The sequence below is a fragment of the Prosthecodimorpha hirschii genome (assembly GCF_001305515.1).
Classification (GTDB): domain Bacteria; phylum Pseudomonadota; class Alphaproteobacteria; order Rhizobiales; family Ancalomicrobiaceae; genus Prosthecodimorpha; species Prosthecodimorpha hirschii.
The window spans coordinates 1,286,320-1,299,145 of the sequence record NZ_LJYW01000001.1 but is presented as its reverse complement, the minus strand read 5'-3'; the positions used below and the strand labels follow the sequence as shown (position 1 = coordinate 1,299,145).

General features: G+C 68.3%; 11 protein-coding genes. 4 read left to right on the top strand and 7 right to left on the bottom strand.

Annotation, left to right across the window (positions count from 1 at the left end; translation table 11 throughout):
• The first annotated feature begins 75 nt into the window (after positions 1-75).
• The gene (locus ABB55_RS05630) at positions 76-879 is read left to right on the top strand and encodes a quinoprotein dehydrogenase-associated SoxYZ-like carrier (protein WP_054357938.1); all 804 of its coding nucleotides are present in this window, start codon (positions 76-78) and stop codon (positions 877-879) included.
• A gap of 187 nt (positions 880-1,066) precedes the next feature.
• On the opposite strand, the gene pncA is transcribed toward ABB55_RS05630, so the two are convergent.
• The 4 genes from pncA to ABB55_RS05610 all read right to left on the bottom strand — a co-directional run bounded on the left by pncA (position 1,067) and on the right by ABB55_RS05610 (position 5,461).
• Entirely contained in the window at positions 1,067-1,780 is a 714-nt protein-coding gene (gene pncA, locus ABB55_RS05625) for a bifunctional nicotinamidase/pyrazinamidase (RefSeq protein WP_054357937.1), read from the bottom strand.
• A 682-nt stretch (positions 1,781-2,462) separates the two neighbouring features.
• On the bottom strand, positions 2,463-3,353 hold the full coding sequence (locus ABB55_RS05620) for a LysR family transcriptional regulator (protein ID WP_054357936.1): 891 nt from the start codon (positions 3,351-3,353) through the stop codon (positions 2,463-2,465).
• A 75-nt stretch (positions 3,354-3,428) separates the two neighbouring features.
• Entirely contained in the window at positions 3,429-4,385 is a 957-nt protein-coding gene (trxB, locus tag ABB55_RS05615) for a thioredoxin-disulfide reductase (protein WP_054357935.1), read from the bottom strand.
• Between the two features lie 83 nt (positions 4,386-4,468).
• Positions 4,469-5,461, bottom strand: coding sequence for a mitochondrial fission ELM1 family protein (locus ABB55_RS05610; protein ID WP_054357934.1), 993 nt, complete (start codon positions 5,459-5,461; stop codon positions 4,469-4,471).
• 117 nt (positions 5,462-5,578) lie between these two features.
• Here ABB55_RS05610 and ABB55_RS29555 point away from each other — a divergent pair, with 117 nt between their 5' ends.
• Entirely contained in the window at positions 5,579-6,046 is a 468-nt protein-coding gene (locus tag ABB55_RS29555) for an Lrp/AsnC family transcriptional regulator (protein ID WP_054357933.1), read from the top strand.
• 288 nt (positions 6,047-6,334) lie between these two features.
• Here ABB55_RS29555 and greA read toward each other — a convergent pair whose 3' ends face one another.
• Positions 6,335-6,808, bottom strand: a complete 474-nt coding sequence (greA, locus tag ABB55_RS05600) for a transcription elongation factor GreA (protein WP_054357932.1) — start codon at positions 6,806-6,808, stop codon at positions 6,335-6,337.
• A gap of 636 nt (positions 6,809-7,444) precedes the next feature.
• Positions 7,445-10,939 (bottom strand): carbamoyl-phosphate synthase large subunit, encoded by a 3,495-nt coding sequence (gene carB, locus ABB55_RS05595; protein ID WP_054357931.1) that lies wholly within the window; start codon positions 10,937-10,939, stop codon positions 7,445-7,447.
• A gap of 327 nt (positions 10,940-11,266) precedes the next feature.
• Here carB and ABB55_RS05590 point away from each other — a divergent pair, with 327 nt between their 5' ends.
• Positions 11,267-11,650, top strand: coding sequence for a GtrA family protein (locus ABB55_RS05590; protein WP_054357930.1), 384 nt, complete (start codon positions 11,267-11,269; stop codon positions 11,648-11,650).
• Positions 11,651-11,813: 163 nt separating this feature from the next.
• On the opposite strand, the gene ABB55_RS05585 is transcribed toward ABB55_RS05590, so the two are convergent.
• Complete coding sequence (locus tag ABB55_RS05585; RefSeq protein WP_083463380.1) at positions 11,814-12,302, bottom strand: BLUF domain-containing protein; 489 nt, start codon at positions 12,300-12,302, stop codon at positions 11,814-11,816.
• Positions 12,303-12,543: 241 nt separating this feature from the next.
• Here ABB55_RS05585 and ABB55_RS30230 point away from each other — a divergent pair.
• Positions 12,544-12,826 (top strand): hypothetical protein (locus ABB55_RS30230; protein WP_160321167.1); only part of this gene is annotated, 283 nt, incomplete at its 3' end.

Here is a 12,826-nt window from a genome sequence, read left to right as displayed (position 1 = left end):
CGAAGTCGTGTTTCCGCAGGCCCGGCTGCTCGTATATTATGCACACCTAACGAATAGGGTTCGGGAGGACCATCCATGCGCGCGCGATTCAGGCAGGTTGTGGCGGGGGCATTTCTGGCGGCCGGGCTGACGGTGGCCGGGGTTCCGGTCGCGGGTGCCGAGGATCAGACGACCTGGACGGGCCTCAAGACGGACGTGTTCGGCACCCGCGCCATCGAGGACGGCAAGGGCATCCTGACTCTGTCGACCCCGGTCCGCGCCGAGGATGCGGCGACCGTGCCGGTCGACTTCTCGGTCGCCCTGCCCGAAGGCGACGGCCGCAGCGTGAAGGCGGTGACGCTGATCATCGACGAGAATCCCTCGCCGGTCGCGGCCACCTTCCGCTTCGGCGACGGCCAGCGCGAGGTCGGCCTGTCGACCCGCATCCGCGTCAACAGCTATTCCTATGTGCGCGCCATCGCCGAGACCAGCGACGGCCGGCTCTACATGACCGCCAACTACGTCAAGGCCTCGGGCGGCTGCTCGGCCCCGGCCGGCAAGGATCCGCAGGAAGCGCTGCAGAATCTCGGCAAGATGAAGTTCCGCCGCTACGCCGCGGCCGGCCAGTCCGAAGCCCAGATCCAGATCCGACACCCGAACAATTCCGGCCTGCAGATGGATCAGGTCAGCCGGCTCTACATTCCGGCCTGGTTCGTGCGCAACGTCACCGTCCGCCAGGGCGACAAGACGCTGCTCGCCATGGAGGGCGGCATCTCGATCTCCGAGGATCCGACCTTCCGCTTCAAGATGCCCGAACAGCCCGGCGACGTGACGGTCGACGTGGTCGATACCGAAAACAAGGTCTTCACCGGCCGCTTCGAGGGCAAGTCGGGCAGCTGAGCTCGCGACGCTTTCGATAACCCCGCCGGGGGCCGGCGGGCCGAGACTCCCACCCGCGATCTCCTGGGCCGGCCTCTCGCGAGGCGCGGCCCCTTTCTTTGGCGGCCGCCGCACCCGCTGTTCCATGAGGGCCGATCCCGCCGCCCCGGCGGGCGGCGGAAAGGTCGCGGCCGTCCGGGGTGCCGGCTCAGACGGCGATATCGGTCGACTGGATGCGCTGCACGCCGGCGGCGGCCATGTCGGTCCAGGCCTTGGCGAGCGAGCCCTGGGCGTCGATGCCGCGGCAGCCGTCCTCGACCACATAGGTGGTGAAGCCGGCCTTGCGGGCATCGAGCGCCGACCAGGCGACGCAGAAATCGGTCGCCAGGCCGGCGACGAAGACGGTGTCGATCTCGCGCGCCTTCAGATAGGCGCCGAGCCCGGTCGTGGTCTTGCCGTCTGCCTCGGTGAAGGCCGAGTAGCTGTCGACCGACTTGTGGTAGCCCTTGCGGATGATCAGTTCGGCCTGCGGGATGAGCAGGTCCTTGGACAGCGACGCGCCCTCGGTGCCCTGCACGCAATGATCCGGCCACAGCACCTGCTTGCCATAGGGCAGGTCGATCAGGTCGAAGGGCTTCTTCTCGGCGTGGCTGGAGGCGAAGGAGACATGGGCGGGCGTGTGCCAGTCCTGCGTCAGCACGACATTGGCGAAGGCCTTGGCGATCCGGTTGATCACCGGGACGACCTGATCGCCGTCCTTCACCGCCAGGCTGCCGCCGGGCAGGAAGCAGTTCTGCACGTCGATGACCAGGAGGGCCGCCTTGTCGCCCGGCTTGATCGGGGCGGCCCGCAGCGCGCCGGGCGCCAATGCCGCGAAGAGGGTCGTCCCCAGGCCTGCCAATAGGTGCCGCCGATGCATCATGTCTGCGTCCTCCGCATGTGGTCCCCTCGAGCCTTTCCCGATCGGATGGATTGATCCCATCGGCAATCGGGAAATGCTCCGGATTCAACGGCTTGAGCCGGTCCTCTGCGGTCGGACCGTTTCGATCCGACCGGGACGGGCTCTGAAGGAAATCACTTTGCGGCAGGGCCGTAAAGGCGGAGGAGGGGCGTCCCGGATCCGAGCCGCCCGACCGGGCGCGGACGCGGCGCCGCATAGCCCTGTCGCAGCGGAACCGTCGCCGCGCCGGCGGCCGGATCGGCCTTCGAGAGAGCACCACAAACGTTTTGGAAAAAGCCGGGCCGAGAGCGCGTCTCGGCCCGGTCAAGGTGGCCTTTGAAGGCATGATCCAGAGGGGAGAACCAACGACCGCTAGATCAGGGCGGTCGAGGCGCCCAGATTGCAGCGGCGAGGTTAACAATTCATCAATGTATCGAATGCAGGGCGCCCAATATAAACGAAGCCGCAGACTAGGCATCGTCCGGGCATCACAAGCGCAGACCGAAGAGCGCCGTCACACCGGCTCCGGCGTCGAACCGGCTTCGGCCGCCGTCGCCGGCATCCGCGCGATCCGCACGGGCCGCCATGTGATCCTGCCATCCCGCCGCCGAGGGGGCGTGGCGGGGGCTGGCGGGGCCGGCGGTCATGGTGCGGGCGCCGGATGTCAGAAGGTCCAGCGCTCGGCCTTGGTGATCAGGAAGTCGCGGAACACCTTGACGCGGGCGGTGTTGCGCATCTCTTCCGGGTAGACGAAGTAGCAGTCGAAGGCCGGCACGTCGGCCTCCGGGATCAGCTGCACCAGTTCCGAACCCGGATCGATCAGGTAGTCCGGCAGCAATGCGATGCCGATGCCCCGCTCCACCGCACGCTTGATGGCGATCACGTTGTTGATCTTCAGCGTCGCCTTGCGCGGGTTGCCCGGCTGCCGGCCGGCGGTCTCCAGCCAGTTCATGTCGCGCAGATAGGTCGGCGTCGACTGGCCGAAGGTCACGGTGCGGTGCTCGTCGAGATCGGCGACGCTCTCCGGGCTGCCGTGGCGCTTCAGATAGGCCTGCGAGGCGTAGAGGTGGAAATGCACCGTGAACAGCTTGCGCTGGATCAGGTCGGGCTGCACCGGCTGGCGGATGCGCAGCGCCACGTCGGCCTGCCGCATGCCGAGATCGAGCTCCTCGTCGTCGAGGATCAGTTCGAGCTGCACATCCGGATAGAGATCGACGAATTCGTGGATGCGCGCGGTCAGCCAGGAGGTGCCGAGCCCGAAGGTCGTGGTCACGCGCAGCGAGCCGGACGGCTTCTCCTTGGTCTCCACCAGCCGCGAGCGGACCTGATCGAGCTTGACCAGAACCTCGCGCGCGGTGCGGAACAGGAGCTCGCCCTGCTCGGTCAGGATCAGGCCGCGGGCATGGCGATGGAACAGGGGGACGTTCAAATCCTGTTCCAGCGCGCTGACCTGCCGGCTGACCGCCGATTGGCTCATGTCCAGCTTTTCACCGGCATGCGTGAAGCTGCCGGCTTCGGCGGCGGCGTGAAAAATACGGAGCTTGTCCCAGTCCAAGCCGATTCCCCCTCGTCTGTCGCGGCGCGCCCGACCGGCTCCGGATCGTTTCCGGCGCCGGTTCCCGCGCGGCCTTTACTCGGCTGCTTCGCGATGATGCGAAATCCCGGCGATGAATTTCTCGGCCTCCAGCGCCGCCATGCAGCCCATCCCGGCCGCGGTGACGGCCTGACGGAACACATCGTCGGCCACGTCGCCGGCGGCGAAGACGCCCGGAACGCTGGTGGCGGTGGAATAGGGCGCCGTCCAGATGTAGCCGGACGGCTTCAGGCGGACCTGTCCCTCGAACAGCTCGACGGCGGGCTTGTGGCCGATCGCGACGAAGACGCCGTCGACCGCGATGTCGGTCAGCGCGCCGGTCTTGACGTTCCTGAGCCGCGCGCCGGTCACGCCCGCCGGCGTGCCGCCGCCCAGCACCTCGGCGACCTCGCTGTCCCAGATCACCTCGATCTTGGGATTGGCGGCCAGCCGTTGCTGCAGGATGCGTTCCGCCCGGAAGCTGTCGCGCCGGTGCACGACGGTCACCTTGGCGGCATGGTTGGTCAGATAGAGGGCTTCCTCGACGGCCGTGTTGCCGCCGCCGACCACCAGCACGTTGCGACCGCGGTAGAAGAAGCCGTCGCAGGTGGCGCAGGCCGAGACGCCGAAGCCGCGGAAGGTCTCCTCGGACGGCAGGCCGAGCCAACGCGCCTGCGCGCCGGTGGCGATGACCAGGGTCTCGCCCTCGTAGACCGTGCCGGAATCGCCCTCCAGGCGGAACGGCCGGCGCGACAGGTCGGCCTTGGTGATCGTGTCGTAGACGATCTTGGTGCCGACATGCTCGGCCTGGGCGCGCATCTGCTCCATCAGCCACGGCCCCTGGACCGCCTCGGCGAAGCCCGGATAGTTCTCGACCTCGGTCGTGACGGTCAGCTGGCCGCCCGGCTGGATGCCGGCGATCAGCACCGGCTCGAGCATGGCGCGGGCCGCGTAGATCGCCGCCGTGTAGCCGGCCGGGCCGGAGCCGATGATGAGGACCTTCGAAGATGCCATGGATAGAAACCCTGCTCGCCGATGCCGGGCCGCCCCGGATCAGATTCCCATACGCCCGCGGCGACGTCGGGGTTTCGCATCGCTCATGCCCCGCCGCGTCCCGTGGTGCGAAACGCCTCCAGCCGGCGGGCGATCTCGTCCGCTACGACCTTCGTAGAATCCAACGCTTCATATGTATAGCTTTCCAGCCGACCTTCAAATGGCCGGATCAGGCCTTGAGCGTATAACCCGTCGAGAAAGCGACGAAACTTGTCCCTCAAGGTTGCCGGTTCGTGCACCAGGACCGGCCGGCCGGTGGCGAGCGCCTCCGAAACCATGTTGTGGCTGTCCCCGGTGACCACGATCGCATCCGCCAGCGCCAGCATGGCCGGGTAGGGATTGTCGCCTTCGCCGGTCCACACGAAGGCCGGGCGGCGGGCGACGATCGCGGCGATGCGCGCGGCGAGGGCTGGATCGGTCCGCCGCGACGGCGTCATCATGAACGAGCCGGCCTCGGGCAGGAGCCGCTCCAGGCGGTCGGGCAGGGCGTCGAGGCCCGGGCCGCCGCCGACGATGACGGCGACGCGCGGGCCGGGCAGGGCCTCCGCCCAGGCCGGCGGGCGGGCCCGGTGACGGGCGAGGAGCGCGGGCGCGATCCGGTGCGGGCTCGTCTCGGTGACCACCACGTCCGGCCCGCGCGGACCGTCATGGGCCGGCATCCAGAGCATGTCGAAGGCGCCGCGATGCGGCGGCCGCGGGTCGCGCAGGAAGACCACGAAGCTGCGCCGGCCGGCGCGGCGCTTGATCGCCCGGGCGAAGGGCACGGCCGGCGCGCCGCAGGCGAGCACCAGATCGGGCCAGGGCGGCGCCAGGTCGTCCGGCAGGGCGGCGGGCCAGCCGGCGAGATCGGCGAGCTTCGCCAGGCGCGACCGTTCGCGCGGCACGACATGGCAGAGGGTGCGCGCGCCGAGCGCCTCGGCAAGGCCGATGCAGGGGCCGACATCGCCGGCCTTGCCGTCGGTCAGGATCCAGGCGGTAGGGGATGTCGCTGTGGTCGGCGCGGGCGGGTCGGACAGGATCGGCCTCCATGCGGTCATTTCCGCGCGGCGGCGAAAGTGCTACAGAGCGGCGACGCGGCGCAACCCCCATCAGACTCTTCGATCCTGGCCAGCCTCGCGCCTCGGCCGCACGGGTCGGCGGTTTCGGATTCCCCCTTGAAACATCGTCTGGACGAAATCGACTGGCACATCCTGCGCGAATTGCAGGCCGACGGCCGCATGACCAATGTCGAACTGGCCCGCCGCGTCGGCATCTCCGCGCCGCCCTGCCTGCGCCGGGTCCGGTCGCTGGAGGAGAGCGGCATCATCCGCGGCTATCGCACGCTGCTCGACGAAAAGGCGCTCGGCTTCGATCTGGTCGCGTTCTGTTTCGTCTCGCTGGCCAGCCAGGCCGATCACGACCTTGCCGCCTTCCAGGACAAGGTGCGCGGCTGGAGCCTGGTCCGGGAATGCTGGATCCTGTCCGGCGAGATCGACTTCATGCTGAAATGCGTCGCCCCCGACCTGCGCAGCTTCCAGGATTTCGTCATCGACGAACTGACCAAGGCCCCCGCGGTCGCCGGCGTGAAGACCGCGCTCGCCATCCGCACCGCCAAGGACGAACCGACCGTCCCGATCGGGTGAACCCGGCGGTCGTTGCGGACGGGCGTCGGCAATCGGCCGGCACTCGGCATGCAAATGGTCGAGGGTCCCGCCGGATGCGGGCGGTTCGCGTCGGCGCAGCGGCCGTGCCCCTGGATGCGGGGCCAATCGGCCGCCCGGGCCGGTCCTTGCGGGGCGGGCCGGGCCTCGCGGGACGGGCCGGGCCGTGCGGGCAGGGCCGAATATGGAAATGCCCGGCGGACCCGGGCATCTCTCGTCTGCATTTGGCGGGCGCGGCCGGTGGCCGGCGATCTTCGCGGGCGGTGGCCGTCAGCCGAAGCGGACGCCGACGACCTCGTAGGAGCGGGCGCCGCCCGGGGCCATCACCTCGACGGTGTCGCCGACATCCTTGCCGATCAGCGCGCGGGCGATCGGCGAGGAGATCGAGATGCGACCGAGCTTCACGTCGGCCTCCATGTCGCCGACGATCTGATAGGTGCGCTTCTCCTCCGTATCCTCGTCGACGAGGGTGACGGTGGCGCCGAACTTGATCTTGGTGCCGTGGAGCTTGGTGACGTCGATCACCTCGGCGCGGCTGAGCTTGTCCTCGAGCTCCGCGATGCGGCCCTCGTTGTGGCTCTGCGCTTCCTTGGCGGCGTGGTACTCGGCATTTTCCGAGAGGTCGCCATGGGCGCGCGCCTCCGAGATGGCGGCGATGATGCGCGGCCGCTCTTCCTGCTGACGCATCTTCAGCTCGGATTCGAGAGCGGTGAAGCCGGCCGGCGTCATCGGTATCTTTTCCATGGGTTGGAACCCCCGATTTTCTCAAGTGCGGGCGGCGCATCTGGCGAGGCGCCTCCTGCATTCACGTTGTTGATGCGGCACCGGCTCTGCCGCGGGACGTTGCCGTCCGGACCGAACCTGCGCCAGGGCGGCGGTCGCCCGATCGAACTCGGGACGACCGCCGCGCCGTGGGTGGCTTGCCGGGGAGGGGCGTTCCGGCTGCCGCCGGATCGGACCCTGCCCGGCCCGGCTCTCACCGGACATGACAACAGTTCGCAGACGGCGTCCGGGGGGCGTCCCCTGGAAACCGTCTCGCGTCGGCGCCCGGCCGCCGGCATCGCTGCCGGTCCGACGACGCCCGAGTCCCCTGAAAGCGGCGTTCCGCTCTCGCGCCGGCCCCCGGGTGGGAGCACCCGGTTCGGGGCCTCCCGGCGCGTCGGCTTCCCGAGCGAAAGCGCTCTGCGAAGCCTTGGAACGCTCTTTCCGCCCCGGCGTTCCGAAACACCCGCCCCGCCGCGCAAGGCCGCCGGATTCGGACGCATCGGATCACCGGGGTGATCCTGCCGGATGGAGATCCGGCGGACCCGAAGCGTGGTTCCTTGCGGGCCGCCCGTCAAGGCCCGAAACGTCCCGTATCGACAGATGGCCCGGAAGCTGTCAGGCCCCGGCCGGGAAATAGGACTGCAGCGGGCGGACTTCCAGTTCCCCGTTGGCATAGGCGACGATCGCCTGCGTGGCCGCGATGGCGCCCGACAGGGTGGTGTAGTAGGGCACCTTGTGCAGCAGCGCGGCCCGGCGCAGCGAGCGGCTGTCGCCGAGCGCCTGGTTGCCCTCGGTCGTGTTGAAGACCAGCTGCACCTCGCCGTTCTTGATCCGGTCGACGACATGCGGGCGGCCTTCCAGCACCTTGTTGATCTTGGTGCAGGCGATGCCGTTCTCTTCCAGGTAGCGCTGCGTGCCCGAGGTGGCGATCAGGCGGAAGCCGGTCTCGGCGAGCGCCCGCATCGAGGCGAGGATGCGCGGCTTGTCGTCGTCGCGCACCGAGACGAACACCGTGCCGCCGGTCGGCACGCGCTGGCCGGCGCCGAGCTGCGACTTGGCGAAGGCCATCGCATAGTCGGTGTCGAGCCCCATCACCTCGCCGGTCGACTTCATCTCCGGGCCGAGCACCGTGTCGACGCCGGGGAAGCGCGCGAAGGGGAACACCGCCTCCTTGACGGCGATGTGGCCGAGCGCCTTCGGCTTCAGCCCGAAGCTGGCGAGGGGCTCGCCGGCCATCACCCGCGAGGCGATCTTGGCGACCGGGATGCCGATCGTCTTGGCGACGAAGGGCACCGTGCGCGAGGCGCGCGGATTGACCTCGAGCACGTAGACCACGTCGTCCTTGACCGCATATTGCACGTTCATCAGGCCGCCCACGTCGAGCGCCAGCGCGAGCGCGCGGGTCTGCCGCTCGATCTCGGCGACGATCTCGGCCTTCAGCGAGTGGGTCGGCAGCGAGCAGGCGCTGTCGCCCGAATGGATGCCGGCCTCCTCGATATGCTCCATGATGCCGGCGATGAAGACATCCTTGCCGTCGCACAGCGCGTCGACATCGACCTCGATCGCATCCGACAGGTAGCGGTCGAACAGGAGCGGGGACTTGCCCAGCACCATGTTGATCTGGCCGGTCTTGTCGTTCGGATACTTGGCCTTCACGTCGGCCGGGACCATGCCGGGCAGCACGCCGAGCAGATAGTCGTCGAACTGGCTCTCGTCGCGCACGATCATCATGGCGCGGCCGCCGAGCACGTAGGACGGGCGCACGACCAGCGGGAAGCCCAGATCGCCGGCGACCAGACGCGACTGCTCGATCGAATAGGCGATGCCGTTCTTCGGCTGGCGCAGGCCGTGCTTGTCGAGCAGCCGCTTGAAGCGGTCGCGGTCCTCGGCCAGATCGATCGCGTCGACCGTGGTGCCGAGGATCGGCACGCCGGCCTTCTCGAGCGCGCCGGCGAGCTTCAGCGGGGTCTGCCCGCCGAACTGCACGATGACGCCGTGCAGGGTGCCGTTCAACTGTTCGAGCCGCAGGATCTCGAGCACGTCCTCGGCGGTCAGCGGTTCGAAATAGAGCCGGTCGGAGGTGTCGTAGTCGGTCGAGACCGTCTCCGGATTGCAGTTGACCATGATGGTCTCGTAGCCGGCATCCTTCAGCGAGAAGGCGGCATGGCAGCAGCAATAGTCGAACTCGATGCCCTGGCCGATCCGGTTCGGGCCGCCGCCGAGGATGACGATCTTGCGCGCCTGCGACGGCCGCGCCTCGTCGGCGGGGGTGCCGGCGAAGGGCATCTCGTAGCTCGAATACATATAGGCGGTCGGCGAGGCGAATTCGGCCGCGCAGGTGTCGATCCGCTTGTAGACCGGATGCACGCCGAGCCCGGCGCGCAGCGCCGCCACCTCGGCCTCGGCCTTGCCGGCCAGTTCCGCAAGGCGGGCGTCCGAGAAGCCCATCGCCTTCAGGCGCCGGAAGGCCCCCGCGGTCGGCGGCAGGCCGTGGGCGCGGACCTTGGCCTCCATGTCGACGATCGCCTGCAGCTGCTCCAGGAACCACGGATCGATCTTGCAGATCTGGTGGATCTGGTCGTGGCTCATGCCGAAGCGCATGGCCTGCGCGACATGGCGCAGCCGGTCGGGCGTCGGCGTGCCGAGCGCGGCGCGGATGGCGTTCTTGTCGTCGCCCTGGCCGAGGCCGGGGATCTCGATCTCGTTGAGGCCGGTCAGGCCGGTCTCCAGGCCGCGCAGCGCCTTCTGCAGCGATTCGCCGAAGGTCCGCCCGATCGCCATGACCTCGCCGACCGATTTCATCGACGTGGTCAGCAGCTGGTCGGCGCCCGGGAACTTCTCGAAGGCGAAGCGCGGGATCTTGGTGACCACATAGTCGATGGTCGGCTCGAAGCTCGCCGGGGTCGCCCCGCCGGTGATGTCGTTGGCCAGTTCGTCGAGCGTGTAGCCGACCGCCAGCCGCGCCGCCACCTTGGCGATCGGGAAGCCGGTCGCCTTGGAGGCCAGCGCCGAGGAGCGCGACACGCGCGGGTTCATCTCGATGACGACCATGCGGCCGTCTTCCGGATTGACCGCGAACTGGACGTTGGAGCCGCCGGTCTCGACGCCGATCTCGCGCAGAACCGCCAGCGAGGCGTCGCGCATGATCTGGTATTCCTTGTCGGTCAGCGTCAGGGCCGGCGCGACGGTGATCGAATCGCCGGTATGCACGCCCATCGGGTCGAGATTCTCGATCGAGCAGACGATGATGCAGTTGTCCGCGCGGTCGCGGACCACCTCCATCTCGTATTCCTTCCAGCCGAGCACCGATTCCTCGATCAGCACCTCGGTGGTCGGCGAGGCGTCGAGGCCGCGCTCGACGATGTCGAGCAGTTCGGCCCGGTTGTAGGCGATGCCGCCGCCGGTGCCGCCCATGGTGAAGGACGGCCGGATGATCGCCGGCAGGCCGATCTCCTCGAGCGCGTCAAGCGCCTCGGTCAGCCCCTTGGCGACGTAGCGGCGCTTGCGCTCCTCTTCCTTCGCGTTCCACTCGGCCTGGAACCCGCGCACGGCCTTCAGCCGCTCCTCCTCGGAGACGGGCAGGGCCTTCAGCCGCGCGATCTCGGCCTCGTAGGTCTCCCGGTCCTGGCGCTTCAGGTCGCCGGCATCGGCGAAGCGCGCCTTCGGGGTCGCCAGACCGATCTTGGTCATGGCGTTGCGGAACAGTTCCCGGTCCTCGGCCTTGTCGATCGCCTCGGCGGTCGCGCCGATCATCTCGACATCGAACTTCTCCAGGACGCCCATCTTGCGCAGCGACAGCGCCGTGTTGAGCGCGGTCTGGCCGCCCATGGTCGGCAGGATGGCGAAGCCCTTGGAGCGGTCGCCGCGCTCGCGCTCGACGATCTTGGCGACCACCTCCGGCGTGATCGGCTCGATATAGGTCGCGTCGGCCAGTTCCGGATCGGTCATGATCGTGGCCGGGTTCGAATTGACCAGCACGATCCGGTAGCCTTCGGCCTTCAGCGCCTTGCAGGCCTGCGTGCCGGAATAGTCGAACTCGCAGGCCTGGCCGATGACGATCGGGCCGGCCCCGATGATGAGAATGGTGTCGATGTCGGTCCGTTTCGGCATATTTCGCTCGCGTCCAGCCTCCGTCGCGCGGGGTGCGCGCGCCGTCAGGGCTGCGGTCTGTTCGGATGGGCCCGGGGGCTTATAGGGGAAAAGGCGCGGCCCGGGAAGGGGCGGGCGACGCCATGGCAGGCGCGGCGGCGTCCGGGCGCGCGATCCGGCCGGCAAAGGCCCGGCAGCCGGGCGCGTCTGGCCGGCAACGACGCCGCCGCCCGCGCATGACGCCGGCTTGGTCCGCAAAGCGCCGCAATCGGCCGCTAGCCGCAGCCCCGAGCGCCGCCTCGTCCGGCGCCGACGCCGGCGCATCCGCCGGCAGGACCGGGAATCGCCATGCTCGCTGCCCTCTCCGATCAGTTCCTGCGCTATGTCGCGGTCGGCCTCGCGGCTGCGGTCGGCCATTATGCGACCCTGATCGGGCTGGTCGAGACCGAAGCGGCCGGTCCGGTCGTCGGGTCGCTGGCCGGCTTCATCGTCGGCGGCGTGATCTCCTACATCCTCAACCGCCGCTTCACCTTCGACAGCGACCGCAGCCATGCCGGCGCCGTGCCGCGCTTCGCCCTGATCGCCGGCGCCGCCTTCCTGCTGACCGGCTTCCTGATGCACGCCCTGACCGACTGGGCCGGCATCCACTACATGCTCGCCCAACTCGTCACGACCGGCATCGTCCTCATCTGGACCTTCTTCGCCAACCGGTTCTGGACGTTCGGGGCGTAGCGGGCCGGAGCGCGCGCGGGGTCGCAATCCGACATCAGCCTCCCGCGCCTGTCGGAGGGAAGGTCAGACCTGCCCGAAGCGCCGGCGGGCCGGAAGGCGTCGGCCGGCACGGACGTCAGCGCGAACGGCCGATCAAGAGTAAATTGAGAACAACAAAGTAACTTCAGATTGAAAAATTGGGTCGCGGGCGTTCCGGCGACCGGATCCGCCCGTTGGGGGATGATCGCTGGATATTCACGCCCTCCATGCCGCACAGCTCGGCCATAAGACCCTCGATCATCTCGCGGGTCATCCGGATGGGATCAAGTTCGCCGATCACGCTATGGCGGAAATACAGGGAGTCCATCGCATCATTGTGGCCCGCATAGGCGACCGTCCAGCCCGGATAGATGCGCGATGCAATCGGCGTGAAGCTGACGACGGTCAGGCCGGACTGCCGCTGGTCCTCAGCAATCTTGATGATCTGATTGGTCAGAAGCGACCGCTCTCCTTCCATCGACTGCAGGAAATAGCGTTCGTTGAAAAGTAAGGCTCCAGATAGACCGGAGGCATTGTCGTATGTGGTGCAGGATAAAAGAATTTCTTTGACCCAATTTGCCGCGGTTCCCTTCAGGGAGCAACGCGTATAAAAATTAACTCTCGCCAAGTACATGCAGAGCGTCCTCCCTGGAAAATATCTAAACGATTTGGGTCGGCGTTGCTAGGCTAATATTCTTGTGCCCAAAGCGTATACGCGCTTCTACGTAACAGGGCCTTGGGTGCCGGACCCACGCCGTCGAATGACGACGCTCCCGTGCCGCCGGCCCGCCCGATCCGCAAAAGGCGCGCCGCCCTTAAGCTGCGATCAAGAGCATGGGCGCATCCTGTTGGTGGAACTGTCGAGGTCCGCATCCATGCCGCAGTCGGCCGAGAAGGTGATTGGACGAAAGCTCGCAGTGCTGGTGACGCTGTCCGTTGCCGCATCGCTGTTCGTGCTGTCCGGCTTCTCGGTGATCTATGCCCTCTCGGGGGAGATCGAGGAGAAGCACCGCACGCTGACCGCGACCGCCCAGGTCTTCGCCTTCGCCAGCGCCTCGGCCGCGCGCAAAGGCGATGCGGCAGAGGGCATGGCGGCCCTCCGGGCGATCGGCCAGATCGATACCGTGACCCATGCCCGCATCGAACGCGGCCATGAGG

Coding starts and splice junctions, on each gene's coding strand:
- ABB55_RS05630 (WP_054357938.1), top strand. CDS start 76: ATGCGCGCGCGATTCAGGCAGGTTGTGGCGGGGGCATTTCTGGCGGCC.
- pncA (WP_054357937.1), bottom strand. CDS start 1,780: ATGATGCATCGGCGGCACCTATTGGCAGGCCTGGGGACGACCCTCTTC.
- trxB (WP_054357935.1), bottom strand. CDS start 4,385: ATGGCATCTTCGAAGGTCCTCATCATCGGCTCCGGCCCGGCCGGCTAC.
- ABB55_RS05610 (WP_054357934.1), bottom strand. CDS start 5,461: ATGACCGCATGGAGGCCGATCCTGTCCGACCCGCCCGCGCCGACCACA.
- greA (WP_054357932.1), bottom strand. CDS start 6,808: ATGGAAAAGATACCGATGACGCCGGCCGGCTTCACCGCTCTCGAATCC.
- carB (WP_054357931.1), bottom strand. CDS start 10,939: ATGCCGAAACGGACCGACATCGACACCATTCTCATCATCGGGGCCGGC.
- ABB55_RS05590 (WP_054357930.1), top strand. CDS start 11,267: ATGCTCGCTGCCCTCTCCGATCAGTTCCTGCGCTATGTCGCGGTCGGC.
- ABB55_RS05585 (WP_083463380.1), bottom strand. CDS start 12,302: ATGTACTTGGCGAGAGTTAATTTTTATACGCGTTGCTCCCTGAAGGGA.